The organism is Candidatus Rhodobacter oscarellae, assembly GCF_001078595.1.
GTDB classification, from domain to species: domain Bacteria; phylum Pseudomonadota; class Alphaproteobacteria; order Rhodobacterales; family Rhodobacteraceae; genus Rhodobacter_B; species Rhodobacter_B oscarellae.
Window position 1 is genome coordinate 204,573 of the sequence record NZ_LFTY01000001.1, and the last position, 16,784, is coordinate 221,356.

The 16,784-nt window shown below is 65.0% G+C and carries 13 protein-coding genes; 2 read left to right on the forward strand and 11 right to left on the reverse strand.

Annotated features, from left to right (window positions below):
• Positions 1-193: 193 nt before the first annotated feature.
• From hisG to hisS, 3 genes are read right to left on the reverse strand one after another with little or no spacing between them, the layout of a single operon-like run.
• A complete protein-coding gene (gene hisG, locus AIOL_RS00900; protein ID WP_049641158.1) occupies positions 194-886 on the reverse strand; it encodes an ATP phosphoribosyltransferase in 693 nt (230 codons plus the stop codon).
• Positions 883-1,950, reverse strand: a complete 1,068-nt coding sequence (locus tag AIOL_RS00905; RefSeq protein ID WP_049641159.1) for an ATP phosphoribosyltransferase regulatory subunit — start codon at positions 1,948-1,950, stop codon at positions 883-885. Before AIOL_RS00905 ends, hisG begins: the two co-directional genes overlap by 4 nt.
• Entirely contained in the window at positions 1,947-3,449 is a 1,503-nt protein-coding gene (gene hisS / locus AIOL_RS00910) for a histidine--tRNA ligase (RefSeq protein ID WP_049641160.1), read from the reverse strand. Before hisS ends, AIOL_RS00905 begins: the two co-directional genes overlap by 4 nt.
• 119 nt (positions 3,450-3,568) lie before the next feature.
• Here hisS and AIOL_RS00915 point away from each other — a divergent pair, with 119 nt between their 5' ends.
• Positions 3,569-3,775: a SlyX family protein gene (locus AIOL_RS00915; protein ID WP_049641161.1), complete on the forward strand. Its 207-nt coding sequence runs from the start codon at positions 3,569-3,571 to the stop codon at positions 3,773-3,775.
• Positions 3,776-3,902: 127 nt separating this feature from the next.
• On the opposite strand, the gene AIOL_RS00920 is transcribed toward AIOL_RS00915, so the two are convergent.
• On the reverse strand, positions 3,903-4,940 hold the full coding sequence (locus tag AIOL_RS00920; RefSeq protein ID WP_049641162.1) for a hypothetical protein: 1,038 nt from the start codon (positions 4,938-4,940) through the stop codon (positions 3,903-3,905).
• A gap of 153 nt (positions 4,941-5,093) precedes the next feature.
• On the reverse strand, positions 5,094-8,597 hold the full coding sequence (gene dnaE, locus AIOL_RS00925) for a DNA polymerase III subunit alpha (protein WP_049641163.1): 3,504 nt from the start codon (positions 8,595-8,597) through the stop codon (positions 5,094-5,096).
• A gap of 86 nt (positions 8,598-8,683) precedes the next feature.
• Here dnaE and AIOL_RS24160 point away from each other — a divergent pair, with 86 nt between their 5' ends.
• Positions 8,684-8,983: an HNH endonuclease gene (locus AIOL_RS24160; RefSeq protein ID WP_082152355.1), complete on the forward strand. Its 300-nt coding sequence runs from the start codon at positions 8,684-8,686 to the stop codon at positions 8,981-8,983.
• 78 nt (positions 8,984-9,061) lie between these two features.
• Here AIOL_RS24160 and AIOL_RS00930 read toward each other — a convergent pair whose 3' ends face one another.
• From AIOL_RS00930 to AIOL_RS00955, 6 genes are all read right to left on the reverse strand, one after another.
• Positions 9,062-10,159, reverse strand: coding sequence for a flagellar basal body P-ring protein FlgI (locus tag AIOL_RS00930; protein ID WP_049641164.1), 1,098 nt, complete (start codon positions 10,157-10,159; stop codon positions 9,062-9,064).
• Positions 10,156-11,166 (reverse strand): flagellin, encoded by a 1,011-nt coding sequence (locus tag AIOL_RS00935; RefSeq protein WP_049641165.1) that lies wholly within the window; start codon positions 11,164-11,166, stop codon positions 10,156-10,158. Before AIOL_RS00935 ends, AIOL_RS00930 begins: the two co-directional genes overlap by 4 nt.
• A 3-nt stretch (positions 11,167-11,169) precedes the next feature.
• Positions 11,170-12,618, reverse strand: coding sequence for a flagellar hook-associated protein FlgK (gene flgK, locus AIOL_RS00940; RefSeq protein ID WP_082152356.1), 1,449 nt, complete (start codon positions 12,616-12,618; stop codon positions 11,170-11,172).
• A 25-nt stretch (positions 12,619-12,643) separates the two neighbouring features.
• Positions 12,644-13,960, reverse strand: coding sequence for a flagellar hook protein FlgE (locus tag AIOL_RS00945; RefSeq protein ID WP_049641167.1), 1,317 nt, complete (start codon positions 13,958-13,960; stop codon positions 12,644-12,646).
• 186 nt (positions 13,961-14,146) lie between these two features.
• Positions 14,147-15,013: an OmpA/MotB family protein gene (locus AIOL_RS00950; RefSeq protein ID WP_049641168.1), complete on the reverse strand. Its 867-nt coding sequence runs from the start codon at positions 15,011-15,013 to the stop codon at positions 14,147-14,149.
• Positions 15,014-15,132: 119 nt separating this feature from the next.
• Positions 15,133-16,710 carry a GMC family oxidoreductase gene (locus AIOL_RS00955; RefSeq protein ID WP_152912302.1) on the reverse strand — a complete coding sequence of 526 codons (1,578 nt, stop codon included), beginning with the start codon at positions 16,708-16,710 and terminating at the stop codon, positions 15,133-15,135.
• Positions 16,711-16,784 lie beyond the last annotated feature (74 nt).

Below are 16,784 nucleotides of genomic sequence, written 5' to 3' on the forward strand. Positions count from 1 at the left end.
CTCCTGCCCTGAAAGCGCCGCGGCATATGAAACGGTAGGGCCAGTTAACTTAGGCAGACCAACACCCAGACATCATCGTAGAGGGATGGGCCAGACTTTGCATCGCGTGATTGACGCGGCCCCCGGCCGCATAACCGCGTGGGTTCAGGCCATCGGCTTGGGCTTTGAGCGTGTTCTGACCTCCCGCAACGCCCTAGGATTCTAACCCCAGGGCCTCGACCAACCGGTTGAACGTCTCCTCTTGACCGGCCCAATCCGCCGCGGTCGACCGAAACAAGTTCGCCTGGCTGACATGCACAGGATCGTCCTGAAGCACTTTCAGATGGTTGGCCTTCAGGGTGGATCCGGTGGTGGTGATGTCGGCAATCGCCTCTGCGGTGAGGTTCTTGATGGTCCCTTCTGTCGCGCCCTGGCTGTCCACCAGTAGGTAATCCGCCACGCCCGCGGCGCGCAGGTGCTCGCGCACCAGTCGGTGGTACTTGGTGGCGATCCGCAACCGATGGCCATGCGTGGCACGAAAGGCCGCCGCCACCGCGTCCAGGTCGTCCAGAGTCTCGACATCCACCCAGGCCTGTGGCACCGCGATGATCAGATCGGCAAAGCCAAACCCCATCTTCGCCAGCGACACGACCTGCTGCTCCCAATGGGGCAGCTTCTCTCGCACCAGGTCCGAGCCCGTGACGCCCAGATGGATCCGCCCCGCCGCCAGCTCGCGCGGGATCTCACCCGCCGAGAGCAGTACCAGTTCGACACCGTCCACCCCGGTGACCGCGCCGGCATATTCGCGGTCAGAGCCGGTGCGCTCGAGCGTAACGCCACGAGCGCCGAACCACTCGAATGTCTGCTCCATCAACCGGCCCTTAGAGGGCACCCCAAGCTTGATCATCCGCGTGCCCCCGCTGTCAGCGCCGGGCGGATCATGCCGCCGACCGCGGGCATATCCCGCCCCACGGCGCGGGTCAGCGCGTCATAGCGCCCGCCGGTCGCCACGGGTGGCACCTCGGGGCCCGCATCGGCGTAGAACCCGAACACGAACCCGTCGTAATACTCCATATTGGTGCGCCCATAGCTGCCCTCGAACATAAGGCCCGAGACATCGCCCAGCGCCTCAAGCCGCGCCTCGAACAGGTCGGCTGCCGGTGCCAGAGTGGGCAGGTCCGCCGACAGCGCCCGCAGCTGCGTCAGCGCCTCCGGCGCGGCGGCCCTTAGCGCCAGGATCTTGTCGATCACCCCGGCCTCCTGCGCGGGGATGGGCGCCTCGCGGGCGTCCGCGGCGAGGGCCTCGACCCGTGCCCAGATCTCGGCCTCAGAGCGCAACCCAATCATCGGACCGGCATCGGCGAGGATATCCTCGCCCGCCGCCGCCTTCGCCAATAGGCTATCGCGATGCGAGGGCATCGCCGCCCGCCCCGAGAAACGATCCAACAGCCGCCGAAACCGCCCAGGCCGCCAGATATGGCGCAACAGAGCCGCCTTGCGCCGCGCGCTGGTCGATAGCCCTCCGATGGCGGCGATCAACACGCCGATATCCCCGGTCGCCACGCGCAGAGGCAGCCCGGCGAGAACCTCCGAGAACAGCCCGAACACCTCGGCATCCGCGGCGGCGCGATCCGCCACCCCGAAGCTCTCGAACCCCACCTGGTCATACTCGCTGGGCCGGTCGCTGCCCGGCTCCTGCACCCGAAACACCTTGCCCGCATAGGCGTATCGCGCCTCTGCCGCGCCGCGCGCCAGGTGCATGTCCACAACCGGCACGGTGAAATCGGGGCGCAGCATGAGCTCGCCAGCCACGGGATCGCGTGTGGTGTAGGCGCGCGCGCGGATGTCCTCGCCGTAGAGGTCCAGAAGCCGCTCGGCCGGCTGCAGGATCGGCAGGTCCACGACCCGCCCGCCCGCGCGCTCAAACGCGGCCAGGCACCGCGCGGCCTCCTGCTCTGGCGTTGTGGTCATCCGGCGATCTCGAACAGCGACTTCTCGGTCTGGCCGATATAGGCGCTCACGACTTCGACCAGACGCGCGCGCGGAATTTCCACCTGCGCGGGCTGCTCTTTCCATTCCTCATTCGAGGTAATCTCTGCCGCCAGCTTTTTGCCCAGCGCCAGGTCCTTGAGGATCACGACGCCGCGGTTGCGCTCGTCGGAGCCCTCGATCACCGCCACCGGGCAGTCGCGTTTGTCGGCGTATTTCAACTGGTTGCCGAAATTCTTGGGGTTGCCAAGATAGACCTCGGCCCGAAGACCCGCCGCGCGCAGATCGGCGACCATCGCCTGGTAGTCGCCCATGCGGTCGCGGTCCATGACGGTCACCAGCACCGGCCCGGCTTGGGCGCCGCCAATGCGACCCTTGGCGCGCAGCGCGGCCAGCAGGCGGTCCACACCGATCGAGATGCCCGTCGCGGGGACCTCCTGACCGGTGAAACGCTTGACCAGGTCGTCATAGCGCCCGCCGCCCGCGACCGAGCCGAATTGCCGTGGGCGGCCCTTCTCGTCCTGGATCTCAAAGGTCAGCTCGGCCTCGAAGACTGGCCCGGTATAGTACCCCAGCCCGCGCACCACCGAGGGGTCGATCACGATGCGGTCAGGGCCATAGCCGCCCGCCGCCAGCAAGTCCGCTATGGTCTGCAGCTCGTCCACCCCCGCCGCGCCCACGGCGCTCTGGCCGACAGCATTCCGGAGGTTTTCCAATGTCTTAGCCGTGTCGTCCGCGCGCGAGGTCAGGAAGGCCACGACCGGCTCGGCCTGGGCCTCGCTCAGGCCCACGCCATCGATATAGGCGCCCGAGGCGTCCAGCCGCCCCTTGCCCAAAAGCTGCCGCACGCCCGCCTCGCCGACCTTGTCGAACTTGTCGATGGTGCGCAGCACGTCGGCGCGCTGGCCCTCGTCCTGCAGCCCCATCGTCTCGAGCACGCCGTTGAGAACTTTACGGTTGTTGATACGGATTAGGTAGTCGCCGCGCGGGATGCCCACGACCTCTAGGCAGTCGGCCAGCATGGCGCAGATCTCGGCATCAGCGGCCACCGACGGCGCGCCGACCGTATCCGCATCGCATTGATAAAACTGGCGAAACCGGCCCGGCCCGGGCTTTTCATTGCGCCAAACGGGCCCCATTGCGTAGCGCCGGTAGGGCGTGGGCAGGTCGTTGCGGTGCTGGGCATAGACCCGCGCGAGCGGCGCGGTAAGGTCATAGCGCAGAGCCATCCACTTGTCGTCCTCCGCCTCTTGCCAGGCAAAGACGCCCTCGTTGGGGCGGTCCACATCGGGCAGGAATTTCCCAAGCGCTTCAACGGTTTCCACCGCCGAAGACTCAAGCGCGTCGAAGCCGTAGCGATGATACACCTCGGCGATCTGGGCGAGCATCGCGTTGCGCTCTGCCACTTCAGCACCAAAGTAATCGCGGAACCCTTTCGGGGTCTCCGCCTTTGGACGGGGCTGTTTCTTCACCTTGGCCATCGCTTGGGTCCGCCTTTTCGCAGTTGCGGCGCGGTCTATCCCAGCCCCGCCAAGGGAGCAAGTTGGCACGTCGGCATAACGTCGGTATTACGTCGGCATCACGTCGGTGCGAGGGGACCATGGACAGAACCGCTGAACTGGAAGAGAAAGTCGCGCATCTGGAGCGCGTGACCGAGGACCTGTCCGCGGTCATCGCGCGGCAGGATCGCGAGCTGTCAAAGCTCGCCGCCCGTGTCGAGATGCTGATGCGGCGCGAGGCCGAGCGTGAGGCGGACGGCGATGCGGGCAGCGTCCCGCTGGCGGATCAGCGCCCGCCGCATTGGTAGCGGGCCGGATTGGACTCGCATATGCCGTCTCGGCGTGAGTTTAGGCGAAAATTCACCGAATCGGTGCAGGCTGCCGCACGGGTGGGCGGGCACAGCCTCGGGTCACGGCGCCAGCGCCGCCAGCAAGCTATCGCCCATAGACATGTGTCACCGCGCGGTTGCCGCCAGTCATAATGATCTCCATCCAGGGACGGGTCGCGCCAAAGCTTGGGTAGACCGTCAAGAACCCCACATCGCGGATCAAGCGATCATAGCGCCCTTCGGGGCAGGGCTTGCCCTTGCCGACGCCGCAGGCGCGGCGCTTGGCAGCCTCATAGGCGTTGTCCGTGGCGCTATAGGCCGTCTTATTGCGCCTGTCATAGCGCTTTGCCTCGTGCACCTGGGCCGATCCAAAAAGCGCCAGAGCGCCAAGGAACTGGCGCGGGCATTTGTCCTTAAAGCCGGTGATGAACTGCACCCGGGGCTCGATGCCATTGGGCTGGGTGTCGTAAAGGCGATAGGTCCCCGGACCAGGCGAGCGGGCGACTTCTCTGCCAAGGTCGCGTTTCTGAGCGTCGCAGGCCAGGCGCACCTCGCCAAAGCGCAGTGGCGCTGGCCCGGCAGGCCGTTCCGGCAGCGCCGAGGCCAGGACGACCTCTTGATCGGGCGCGGCATCGTCTGGGCTTGGCCCGCTGGCATCCCCGGAGAGGCGCTTGCCCAGAAACCCAAAGAGCCGTGGCCGACGCGAAGGCTCGTCCGCGCCCTCTGGGGCCTCGCCGCGGGTGGTAATCTCTGCGTCAGTGATGGAGGGTTGCGGTTGTCCAACGACCGCTGCGACCTTCTCTTGCTCAACCGCGAGCGGTGCCAGGGTGTCTGTCCCCGAGGCCGGCGCTTCGTCAGGCGTGCGGCGCACAAGAAACCCAAACATGCGCCGTCGCGATGGCTCTGGCGTGCCAGCTTCGGCATCGGCGGTGGCGGCAGCTTCCGGCAAAACCGCGGCGTTGTCCTCCAGAGCCTCGGTCTTTTCGCTGCCGCTCCGCAGGACCCCAAGGAAGCGGCGCTCTGGTTCGGGCAGCGCATTGGGCGCCTCGGCGCTTTCCGCTGTCTCCGGTGCGGGCGCGCGCCGCGCCTTTTGGGCGGCGGTGGGCGGTTCACCTGTGGGGTTTGACGGGGCCGGCGCCGGCATTCTTGCGCATCCTGCGGCGACGCAGAGCGCAATGATTGCCAAGACAACAGGCCCCTTTGCCGTCACCCTCGCCCCCAAAGATACCGCCCGGCGCTCATCTGCGCGCTCCGCCCTTTGCGTTCCAAGCAAAGCGGACTGGCTGATTGCCTGCGCTCATGTGTCCTCGACGGTGACCACGCCGGGCAGCGATTTGAGCGCGCCCTTGATCTGCGGGTTCACGTGGAACGCATCGCCCACGCTGATCTCTACCTCGCCCGGCAGGTCCGGCGCCATGAGGCACAGCTGAACCGGGCCGCGGGCGCGGCTCTTGGCCTCTTTCGTGGCGCGCTCCAACAGGGCGGCAACGGTGTTGACCGCAGCTGGCTGATCCACGAACACGCGCAGTCCCGACCCGGGGGCGTCCGCGGCGACCGCGTCGATCGGGCTGGCCGAACGGGCCAGCAGTTTCAGCTGCTCGGCTTCCATATTGGCTTCGACTTGCAGGACCACATTCGTGCCGGGCTCAAGATGTTCGCGCGCGGCCTCTAGCGTGTCCGAGAACACCGTCACCTCGTAGAGCCCCGTGGGGTCGCTCAGCTGCACGAAGGCAAAACGGTTGCCGCGGGCCGACTTGCGCTCTTGCCGCCCGGCGACGGAGCCCGCGATCTTGGCCACCAGCGGCGCGCGCTCGGCCTGCTGGGTGATCTGCGCCAGCGTCATCACGCCCTGCCGTTTCAGCGGCGCCATATAGTCGTCCAGCGGGTGGCCCGAGAGGTAGAACCCGATGGCCTTATGCTCCTCGACGAGACGCTCATTAGGCAACCAGTCGTCCGCCGGTGAGAGGCGCGGCTCGGGCAGATCCTCGCCCGCGTCGCCAAAGAGGCTGACCTGGTTGGAATTGCGCTGCTCATGGATCGCCGCAGAATAGGCGACCAGCGCATCCACGCTCTCCATCACGCGCCGCCGGTTGCGGTCAAGCGCGTCAAAGGCCCCGGCGCGGGCCAGCATCTCTAACGGGCGCTTGCCGACCCGCTTGAGGTCCACCCGACGTGCGAAGTCGAAGAGGTTCACAAAGGGCAGCTCCTCCGCCCTTGCCTCCACAATCAGCCGCATCGCATCCGCGCCGACATTCTTGAGCGCGCCCAGCGCGTAGACCACCTTGCCCGCGTCCACGCTGAACGTCTCGAGCGAGCGGTTCACGCAGGGCGCCACGATCTCGATGGACAGCCCGCGGCGCACCTCCTCGGCATAGACGGCCAGCTTATCGGTCAGGTGGATATCGCAGTTCATGACGCCCGCCATAAACTCCACCGGGTGGTTCGCCTTCAGCCAGGCGGTCTGGTAGCTGACCACCGCATAGGCGGCGGCGTGAGACTTGTTGAAGCCGTAATTGGCGAACTTCTCCAGAAGGTCAAAGACCTCCTTGGCTTTGCGCGCTTCCACGCCGTTCGCCTTGGCGCCCTTCTCGAACTTGGGCCGCTCGGCGTCCATCGCCTCTTTGATCTTCTTACCCATGGCGCGGCGCAGCAGGTCCGCGCCGCCAAGGCTGTAGCCCGCCATCACCTGGGCGATCTGCATCACCTGCTCCTGGTAGACGATGATGCCCTGGGTTTCCTCAAGGATGTAGTCGATCAGCGGGTGCACTGACTCGATCTCGCGCAGCCCGTTCTTGACCTCGCAATAGGTCGGGATGTTCTCCATCGGGCCGGGCCGGTAGAGCGCCACCAGGGCCACGATGTCCTCGATGCAGGTGGGCTTCATGCGCCGCAGCGCGTCCATCATGCCCGAGCTTTCCACCTGGAACACGGCGACCGTCTTGGCGGCGGAGTAAAGCTTGTAGGTCGGCGCGTCGTCCAAGGGGATCGCGTTGATCTGGTTCGCGGCGCCCTCGGCGGGCTCGTAGATCTGGCTGCCATCCGGCGCGATGTGCAGATCGCGCCCCTGCCCGGCGATCAGGTCCATCGCGTTCTGGATGACCGTCAGGGTCTTCAGCCCGAGGAAGTCGAACTTGACCAGCCCGGCCTGCTCGACCCATTTCATGTTGAACTGCGTGGCGGGCATCTCGGACCGCGGGTCCTGATACAGCGGCACCAGGCGGTCGGTGGGGCGGTCGGCGATCACCACACCCGCGGCGTGGGTGGAGGCGTTCCGCAAAAGCCCCTCGATCTGCTGGCCGTAGGTCAGAAGCCGGTCCACGACCTCTTCGTTCTTGGCCTCCTCGCGCAGGCGCGGCTCGTCGGCCAGCGCCTTTTCGATGCTCACCGGCTTCACGCCCTCGACCGGGATCATCTTGGACAGCCGGTCCACCTGGCCGTAGGGCATCTGCAGCACGCGGCCCACGTCGCGCACGGCGGCCTTACTGAGCAGCGCGCCGAAGGTGATGATCTGCGCGACCTTATCGTGGCCGTATTTCTGCTGCACGTATTGGATCACCTCCTCGCGGCGGTCCATGCAGAAGTCGATGTCGAAGTCGGGCATCGAGACCCGCTCGGGGTTCAGGAAGCGCTCGAACAGCAGCGAGTAGCGCAGCGGATCCAGGTCGGTGATCGTCAGCGCATAGGCCACCAGAGAGCCCGCGCCCGAGCCCCGCCCCGGCCCGACCGGGATGTCGTGGTCCTTGGCCCATTGGATGAAGTCCGCCACGATCAGGAAGTAGCCCGGAAAGCCCATGCCCTCGATAATGTCGAGCTCGAAATCCAGCCGCTCTTGATACTTCTCCGGCGTATCCGCGTGCGGGATCACAGCCAGGCGCGCCTGCAGGCCCTCGTTTGCCATGCGGCGCAGCTCGGCCACCTCGTCATCGGCGAATTTGGGCAGGATCGGGTCGCGCCGCTCGGCCTTGTAGGCGCAGCGGCGGGCGATCTCGACGGTGTTCTCAAGCGCCTCGGGCAGGTCGGCAAAGAGCGCTGCCATCTCTTGCGGGGTCTTGAAATAGTGCTGCGGGGTCAGGCGGCGGCGCGGCTCTTGCTGGTCGACATAGGCGCCCTCGGCGATGCAGATCAGCGCGTCATGGGCCTCATAAATCTCGGATTTCGGAAAGTAGACATCGTTGGTGGCGACCAGCGGCAGCTCTTTGGCATAGGCGGTCTCGACAAACCATTTCTCTGTGACCCGCTCGGATTCGGGTTTCGTGCCATCCTCGCGCGGGTGGCGCTGCAGCTCGATGTAAAGCCGGTTGGGGAAGGCCTGCATTAGGCGCGCAAGCAGCGCCTCTGCCTTGGCAATCTGACCGTCCCGCACCCAGCGCCCCAGCGGCCCGCCCGGCCCGCCGGTCAAGCAGATCACGCCCTCGGCATGGTCGCAAAGCTCATCCACCGTCACATGCGGCAGCTGCCCGTCACCCCGCAGATAGAGCGCCGAGTTCAACGCCATGAGGTTGAGATACCCGGCCTCGTTCTGCGCCAACAGCACGACGGGCGCGGGCGCGCGCGGCTTCTCGCCCGGCTGGGCGGGGTCGTATGCCAGGTCCACCTGGCAGCCGATGATCGGCTGCACACCGGCCCCGGATGCCGCCACCGAGAACTCCAGCGCGGCGAACATATTATTGGTGTCCGTCACCGCCACGGCGGGCATGCCAGCACCGGCGCAGAGCCCAGAGAGTTTCTTGACCGGGACCGCGCCCTCCAGCAGGGAGTATTCGGTATGAAGTCTCAGATGTACGAATTTTGCGCCGCTCATGGCGCGAACCTAGCCCAGAGATTGAGCGAGGGAAATTCAAAATATGGGTTTGCGGCCGCGCGTCGCCACTTCATATTGCCTTCAAGATGAGTGACGCGGACCCTGTTTGCCCCCTCTGCGAGCGCAGCATCCCGCCCGACGCCCCGCAATCCCTGCACCATCTGGTACCAAGGGTTAAAGGCGGGCGCGGCGGCGAGACGGTGCTGTTGCACCATATCTGTCACAAGGAGATTCACGCGACCCTAAGCGAGGCCGAGCTCGCGCGGTCCTACTCCACCGTCGCGGCGCTGCGCGCGCATCCTCGGTTGGCCAAGTTCTTTGCTTGGGTCGCAAAGCGCCCCCCGGGCTTCACATCCCGGGTGCCAGGCCCGAGACGAAAGCGCTAGGCCGCCACGGGCGCTGGCGATTTCTTGGAAGAAATCGGCAAAACTCTTGCAAGAGTTTTGGTCCCATCAAGATTTGAGCTAGCGCACAATGAACTCCGCATGCAGCGCGCCGGCCGCCTTGATGCTCTTGAGGATGTCGATCATGTCGCGCGGCGAGACGCCCAGCGCATTGAGCCCGGCAATGACCTCTGACAACGAGGTGCCTTCGGGTACTTCGGCCAGGCCGATCCCCGGCTCTTCCTCGATTTCAGCGTTGGTGCGTGGGACAACCACGGTTTGGCCCTCGGCAAAGGGGTTCGGCTGCACAACGATGGGCGCCTCTTCGATGCGCAGGGTCAGGTTGCCCTGGCTGACCGCCACGCGGCTGATGCGCACATCCTCGCCCAAAACGATGGTGCCAGAGCGTTGATCCACCACCACGCGGGCCTTGCGCTGCGGTTCGACGGTGATGTTCTCTAGCCGTTGGATGGCATGCGCGGGCGAGGGCGCGTTGGTGCGCGCTATATCAACGGTGACGGTGCCCGCGTCGGTCATCACCGCCACAGAGCGCCCCACCGCGCTGTTGATCGCGGTCTCAATCCGGCTGGCGGTGGTGAAATCCGGCGTGCGCAGCGCCAGCCGCACCACGTCGAGCGTGCCGAATTCAAAGGCGACCTCGCGTTCCACCCGCGCCCCGGACGGGATGACGCCCGCGGTGGGCACGCCTTGGATCACCGCCGCCCCCTCGCCCTCGGCGGAGGCGCCGCCGGCGATCACCGTGCCCTGCGACACCGCGTAGATCTGGCCATCGGCGGCATTCAAGGGCGTCATGATCAAGGTGCCGCCCAGCAGGCTTTTCGCGTCGCCAATGGCGGAAACCGTGACGTCCAGCGTCGAGCCGACGCGGGCAAAGGGCGGCAGCTCCGCCGTGACAAATACTGCCGCGACGTTCTTGGGCCGGAATTGTTCGCCAGTGACATTCACGCCCAACCGCTCGAGGATGTTGGACATGATCTCTTCGGTGAACGGCGCATTGCGGATCCCGTCCCCGGTGCCATTCAGCCCGACGACCAAGCCATAGCCGATCAAGTCATTGCCGCGCACGCCGTCAAATTCGACGAGGTCCTTAATGCGGACCGGGCTGGCCCCGGCGGCCCCCGCAAGGAAGACAGCAAGGCAGCAAATCAATCGGATCATCTGAGGAAATCCACCAGGTTCAGGCGCGAGAGCCGCGCGGTGATCGTGTATAGGGTCTCTAGCTGCACTTCAGTGGACTGCAGCTCTGTCGCGGTCTCAAAGGGGTCCACTTGCACGATATTGGCGCGCGCGATCTCGAGCGAGGTCATCTCGGAGGAGTTGCGCACGGCCGCCTTCTCGATCTGGGCCTCTATGGTGCCGACCCGGGCCCGCAGGTCTGCGAACGCGCCATTGGCGGTCACCATCTTTTCGCCGGCACGCTGCATCGCCAGCGCGCGCTCTGAGTTGTCCACCCCCAGCGCGCCATCGGCGATAACCGTGGCCATGGCAAAGCCCTTTAAGAGGTCACGGATTGCCGCGTCATCGGCGCGCAGGCCGAGGGTCGCGATCTCGTTCTGCCCCACCCGAAAGGGCTGCAGATCATCGGTCGTACCGGTGTAGATGCTGGTCTCGAAGGTGCCACCAGGGGTGTCGAACCAGGCATCCACCGCGGCCTCGACATCGCCCGCCGTCGTGGCACCTGCGACCGCGGCGTTCAGGCTTGCCATCATGGTCTCGGCGTCCACCAGCGCGGGCGCGTCGGTGCCCGTTCCCGCGAGCAAGGTGCGGTCCCCAACGCGGGCGTTCAGCAGCGAGACGATCGTCTCTAACTTGGCGCGCGCATCATTGCCTTGCGCCTGGATGTTTAGCGCGTTGTAAGAGTTCCCTGCCCCAAGCAGGTTCGGCGCGGTCTCGCTGGCGAGGTCCTGAATATGGCCGAGATTGAATTGCACGGATTCGGTGAACAAAGCCGCCTCGGTTGTCGAGATCTCGAAGGCCGCGAGCCGCTTCAGCGTGGTCTCGAGCGCGCTGTAATTTCCAAGATCGCTTCCCGTGGCGCTCTTGAGGTCAGAGACCCGTCCCGTCGCAAGCTCTTCGCCCAGCCGCGCGAAATCGGCCTTCATCTGGGCGTTCTGCATCATTGTGCGGTAATGCGCCGCGAGATCTCCGAAACCTATGGTGCGCATGGGTTAAATCCTCAGGAGGGTTTCAATGAGTTCGTCGATGGTCGAAATCACCTTTGCGTTGGCTGCAAAGGCCTGTTCGACCTGCAACAGCCGCTGCATCTCGCTGTCGGTGTCCACACCACGTTCAAGCTGCCGGCTCAGAAGCGTGTCGGCGCGCGCCCGCGCATAGCTCTGCTCGGATTGGTAGGCGCTTTGTGTGCCCGCGACCCCCCCGATCAGCTCGCCCGCGATCCCAAAGGCCGTCTGCTGCGTGAGAAACCCGCCCGTCGCGGGAGACCGCGTCGCACCCAGCGCATCAGAGAGCGCATTCAACAAGGTAGCATCGCCCGCGGCGCCAGGCGCGGCGGCGCCAAGCCCGTCGCGCAACCGCCACAACGCACCACCCTGGCTGGGATCCGCAAGCGCGTTCACCGAGATCCGGCCCGCCAGCCCGACCTCTAGCGTGACATCAAGCGCCGCGCCGCCATCGGTGAAGAGCCCAGGATCGCCCGCCGTCAGCGTCGGATCGACCGCGGGGGTTTCAAACCGCTCGATAAAGTCGCGCGCGGCGGCATCAAGACGCGTCTGGACCGCCGTGGCCTGCACGTCGCGAACATCAAAGAGCGCGCCGAGCTTACCCCCCGCGATGGGGCCCTTGTCGGCGCTGGTCGAGACGGGCTTGCCATTGATCGTAAGCCCCGAGAGCGAGCCCGCGCCGACATTCATCTCTGGCGTGATCAGCCCCGCCGAGGTGAAGCCTAGTTCCGCCGCCGAGATGTCCAGCAAAATTGCACCGCCCTGGGTGAATAGCGCGATGGAGCCGTTCTCGCGCTGGATCTCACGCATCGGGATCAACTCTGAGATTTGATCCACAAGGCGCATCCGCTCGTCCGCGAGCGCCAAGGTCTGCGATCCGCCGCGGACGATCTGCGCATTCAGATCTTGGATCTGCGAGAGCGCGGTATTCACCGTATTCACGGCCTCTGCGATGGCGCGATCCGCCTGCAAGCGTTCTCGCTGCACAGCGTCCGAGGCGGTGTTAAACCCGCGTGCGACACCCTGCGCCGCGTCCAGGGCGCTTTGCAGGCGGGACTCGCTATCCGGGCGGCTCGAGGCGTTGATAAGTTCGGCGCCGAACTGCGCCAATCGCCCCGACAGAGACCCAGGTTCATCGGGCAGGCCAATCGCCGCCTCCATCGCGGCATAGAAATCCGCCCGCGCGCTTGTCTTGGCAAGCTCCGCCTCGGCAAACCGCCGCTCTCCCTGAAGCACGGGGTCAATGTCACGCAGCACGCCGACCACGCCCGCGCCAAACCCGACGCCACCGATCACGCGCTGGCCGATGACGGCCTCGCGCGCGGCGTAGTGCTCGTTGGACGAATTGGCGACGTTTGAAGACACAGTCTCGGTGATGCGGCTGAGCACGTTCAGCCCCGAGAGTGCATTCTGAAGAGAAGTAGATAGGTTTGTCATAGCGCAGAGCTCGCCCCGTTACGGGTTACCGTTTGATGTTCGTGGTTTCCTGCAGCATCTCGTCGACGGTCTGGATCACCTTCGCGTTCGACGAATAGGCCCGCTGCGTTTGGATCAGCTGAGTTAGCTCAGCCGCCACGTCCGTTGTGCTTTCCTCGCGGGCAAAGCCCACGACCTCGCCCCAGGGTCCGTCACCGGCGTCCCATAGAAAGAACGGGCCGGAATCCGGCGTGGTCTGGTAGGCTTGGTTGGCAAGCGGCTCTAACCCGTTGGGGTTCGGCACATCCACAAGTGGGATCTGGTAGATCGTCCGAGTAAAGCCAATGTCATAGATCGCCGACACGAAGCCCTTGGAGTCCACTTCGACACTCGTCAAGTTACCAACCGGCGAGCCGTCCTTGGAAATCGAGACCGGCGCGAAGCTGTCGGAAAGCTGCGTCATGCCGCCCGGGTCGTTCAGCACGCCGATCACCAGGTCGATATTGCCATGGATGGTGTCGAGGTTAATCGACCCGGTTGTAGCGTCGTATGAGCTTGTCGCAGGATTGCTTGCCCCAGGAACGACCGCGGCCAATGTGCCGCCTGACACGCGCGAGTCAGAGAAGGTTAGGACGTATTCGGCGATCACCGTTGGTGTGCCGGTCGAGCTGTCCACAATCTCCATCGTCCACTCGTTCGAGGAGCCAGTGGCAGGCACATTGGGCGTGAACGTCACATCCAAGAGCTCTGAAGTACCCATGTTGCCGTAGTATTCCAGCGACATCTCCTCTAAGTCGCCCGGTGCGCCCGCTTCTGTTCCGGTTGCGGGCAGGTTCACAGAGACGTTGATCTCCGTGGTCGGGTCACCAGCGAACTGGTTCACCGTCACGCGCACAGGCTCTAGACCGTTGGTGGTGTCACGCGGATAGGGCGGCACTGTGCCGTCAATATTGGCCGGCCAGCCCATCAAGACCAAACCGGTCTCGGATGTCAGGATGCCGTCGCTATCCGGTCGGAAGGACCCGGTGGTCACAAGCTGCAGCGGGAAATTTGTCTGGCCCGGGGTGATCGAGCTGGCCTGCGTCACAGGAAGCAGCCCGCGGCCACTGACCGCCAGATCCGTTGGATTGTTGGTGTTGATCAGCGACCCGCGCTGATCGATCAGGCGCATCGTCGAGGTACGCACACCGCCCGCAGTATAGGAGCTGCCGCTGTCGGGGCCCACCAGCGACGAGAAATCCATCACGGCCTTCTTATAGCCATAGGTGCTGGAGTTCGCGATATTGTCAGAGATAGTCGCCAGCCGTGCGGCATTGGCATTAAGCCCTGCCACGCCAGCGGCCAGGGAGGAGGAAATCGTCATTCGTCGCGCCTTTCTGATGCAAGCTCATCCGTCTGAGCACATCTAGGCGGATCACGCTTAATGCCGCGCTAACATATAAAATTTGCACAACATTCCCGCGCAGAGGCCCAAGGCAAGACCGTCCACGCGGGCCCCTCAATCGGCGCGGACGGCGGTGTTTTTAAGGGTTCAATACCTGCGCAGCCGTTACTTCACCTCGCGCAAAAGAATGATCTCGATGCGCGAGTTGCGCGCCGACATTGGGTTGCGGACGACCGGTTTGCGGTCGGCATAGCCTGTGACGCGCTCAGTGCGCCCCTCTGGCAGTTGCCCGCCTTCTAGCCGCTGGCGCACGATCTCGGCGCGCCCGGTGCTGATGTCCCAAACGGGGTTATCGGCCACGACGATCGGCAAGGAACTGGTGAAAGCGTTAACGGCCACGTTGTTCTCGGCCAGCCGGAAGATGCCCGCGACCATGTCGATCAGCGCCTCCATAATCGGCGTCGGGCTGGTCGTGCCTGGCGCGAAGAGCGGCTCGCCCGGAAGATCGAAGAGCTCGACGATCAGGCCCTCATCGGTGATCTTGGTGACGATATGGCGCGCGATGTCTTCGCTGGCCATGCTTTCGCCGGCCTTGCCCGTCAGCATCTCTTCGAGCGTCTCGAACTGTTCCTTTTCTTCGTCCTGCCCGGACTCGTCCGAGCCATCTTCACTTGCGGATTTCTCGAAACCGGTATCCCCCTGCGAGGCGACGCGCTCGGCAGGGAACCGGTTGCTGGCCCCGGTCCCGCTTTGGATCTGGTTGTCCTCGGTCATGATGGAATCGCCGCCAAAGGCGCCGTCGCCGCCGCCCGAGATCCGATTCACCGGGATCGTCGGATGGAAGTAATCCGCGATGCCCTTGCGCTGCACCTCGGTTGTTGCATTCAACAGCCACATCAGAAGAAAGAAGGCCATCATGGCCGTCACGAAGTCCGCATAGGCCACTTTCCAGGCGCCACCATGGTGACCGTGCCCACCGCCCTTCTTGATCTTCTTGATAATAACTGGAGCGAGCTCTTGACCCTCACTCATCCCACCACCTCATATCGTGCCCCCGCACGTAGGACATATTTAGGTAAGAGGAATGAAAGCGGCCTTAATGCGACCCCGCGCGATTAAAGGATGTTGCTAAAATCTTTCGTAAACAAAGCCTAAAGATCGGCCAGGATTAGGTCGGCGGCCTTCTCGGCGATCATAAGCGTTGGCGCGTTTGTGTTGCCGCTTGTGATGCGCGGCATAACTGAGGCGTCCACCACCCGCAGCCCGGCGATGCCGCGCATTTTAAGCGTCGCATCCAGCGGCGCGGCGTCATCAGCCCCCATCCGCACCGTCCCCACCGGGTGAAAGATCGTCGAGGCGATGTTGCCCGCGGCCTCGGCCAGTTGCGCATCAGTCGTCAGCCCCGGGTCCGGGTGGAACTCCTGCGGCGCATGCCTGGCCATCGCGGGCTTCGCCAGGATGTTGCGCGTGGCGCGGATGGCCTTGGCGGCCACCATGCGGTCGCGTTCCGCGCTAAGGTAGTTGGGCTGGATCTCGGGCGCCTGGTTCGGGTCAGAGGAGAGGACGCGCACATGCCCGCGGCTTTCGGGGCGCAGGTTGCACACGCTGGCGGTGATCGCATCGAACGCGTGCAGCGGCTGCCCGAAGGCGTCCAGCGACAGCGGCTGCACGTGGTACTGCAGGTCCGGCGTCGCCATCTCGGGGCCCGAGCGCATGAAGGCCCCAAGCTGCGACGGCGCCATAGACATCGGCCCGCTGCGGAACAGCGCATACTCGGCGGCGATCTTGGCCTTGCCCCAAAGCCCCGCCGAAAGCGTGTTCAGCGTCTTGGCGCCAGAGACCCTGTAGGCGCAGCGCACCTGCAAATGGTCCTGCAGGTTCTCGCCGACCTGCGGCGCGTCATGCACAACCTCGATGCCCAGGCCGCGCAGGTGCTCCGCCGGACCCACGCCGGAGAGCTGCAGAATCTGCGGCGACCCAATGGAACCCGCGCAGAGGATCACCTCGCGCGTGGCGCGGAAGTCCCTTGTCACCCCATGCTGGCGCACCCTGATGCCGACGGCGCGCTTGCCCTCAAAGAGAACGCGCTCGGTCAGTGCCTTTGTCTCAACCCGGACGCGGTCCTTGGCGGGCCGCAGGAACGCCTTGGCGGTGTTCCAGCGCCAGCCATTGCGCTGGTTCACGCGGAAATAGCCGACGCCCTCGTTGTCGCCGGTGTTGAAATCGTCCGTCCGAGGCAGCCCGGCCTGCACCGCGGCCTCAAGGAAGCTGTCAAGCACCGGCCAGTGCAGGCGCTGGTTCTCCACCCGCCACTCGCCGCCGGCACCGTGATGCTCGGACGCGCCGTCCACATAGTCCTCGGACCGCTTGAAACAGGGCAGCACGTCGTCCCAGCCCCAGCCCGGCAGACCCATCTGCCGCCAGCCGTCATAGTCGGCCGCCTGCCCGCGCATATAGATCATGCCGTTGATCGAAGAGCACCCGCCCAGCACCTTGCCGCGCGGGTAGATCAGGCTGCGGCCGTTGATGCCGGGCCCGGGCGCGGTGTGATAGCCCCAATCAGTGCGCGGGTTGTCGATGCAGTAAAGGTAGCCGACCGGGATGTGCACCCAATGGTAGTTGTCGGAGCCGCCAGCCTCGATCAAGAGCACCCTGCCCCGACGGCTAAGCCGGTTGGCCAGCGCGCAGCCCGCCGTGCCCGCCCCCACGATTATATAGTCCGCATCCAAGTCTTGTCCCCCATCCATGCTATCGCAATATTCCCATCCTGCCGATACTACGCACGAATTGGAAACAGTTCGTT

Bases quoted from the DNA above. Each gene is read 5' to 3' on its own strand.
- hisG (WP_049641158.1), bottom strand. From the start codon at position 886: ATGATCAAGCTTGGGGTGCCCTCTAAGGGCCGGTTGATGGAGCAGACA.
- AIOL_RS00905 (WP_049641159.1), bottom strand. From the start codon at position 1,950: ATGACCACAACGCCAGAGCAGGAGGCCGCGCGGTGCCTGGCCGCGTTT.
- hisS (WP_049641160.1), bottom strand. From the start codon at position 3,449: ATGGCCAAGGTGAAGAAACAGCCCCGTCCAAAGGCGGAGACCCCGAAA.
- AIOL_RS00915 (WP_049641161.1), top strand. From the start codon at position 3,569: ATGGACAGAACCGCTGAACTGGAAGAGAAAGTCGCGCATCTGGAGCGC.
- AIOL_RS00920 (WP_049641162.1), bottom strand. From the start codon at position 4,940: ATGCCGGCGCCGGCCCCGTCAAACCCCACAGGTGAACCGCCCACCGCC.
- dnaE (WP_049641163.1), bottom strand. From the start codon at position 8,597: ATGAGCGGCGCAAAATTCGTACATCTGAGACTTCATACCGAATACTCC.
- AIOL_RS24160 (WP_082152355.1), top strand. From the start codon at position 8,684: ATGAGTGACGCGGACCCTGTTTGCCCCCTCTGCGAGCGCAGCATCCCG.
- AIOL_RS00930 (WP_049641164.1), bottom strand. From the start codon at position 10,159: ATGATCCGATTGATTTGCTGCCTTGCTGTCTTCCTTGCGGGGGCCGCC.
- AIOL_RS00935 (WP_049641165.1), bottom strand. From the start codon at position 11,166: ATGCGCACCATAGGTTTCGGAGATCTCGCGGCGCATTACCGCACAATG.
- flgK (WP_082152356.1), bottom strand. From the start codon at position 12,618: ATGACAAACCTATCTACTTCTCTTCAGAATGCACTCTCGGGGCTGAAC.
- AIOL_RS00945 (WP_049641167.1), bottom strand. From the start codon at position 13,960: ATGACGATTTCCTCCTCCCTGGCCGCTGGCGTGGCAGGGCTTAATGCC.
- AIOL_RS00950 (WP_049641168.1), bottom strand. From the start codon at position 15,013: ATGAGTGAGGGTCAAGAGCTCGCTCCAGTTATTATCAAGAAGATCAAG.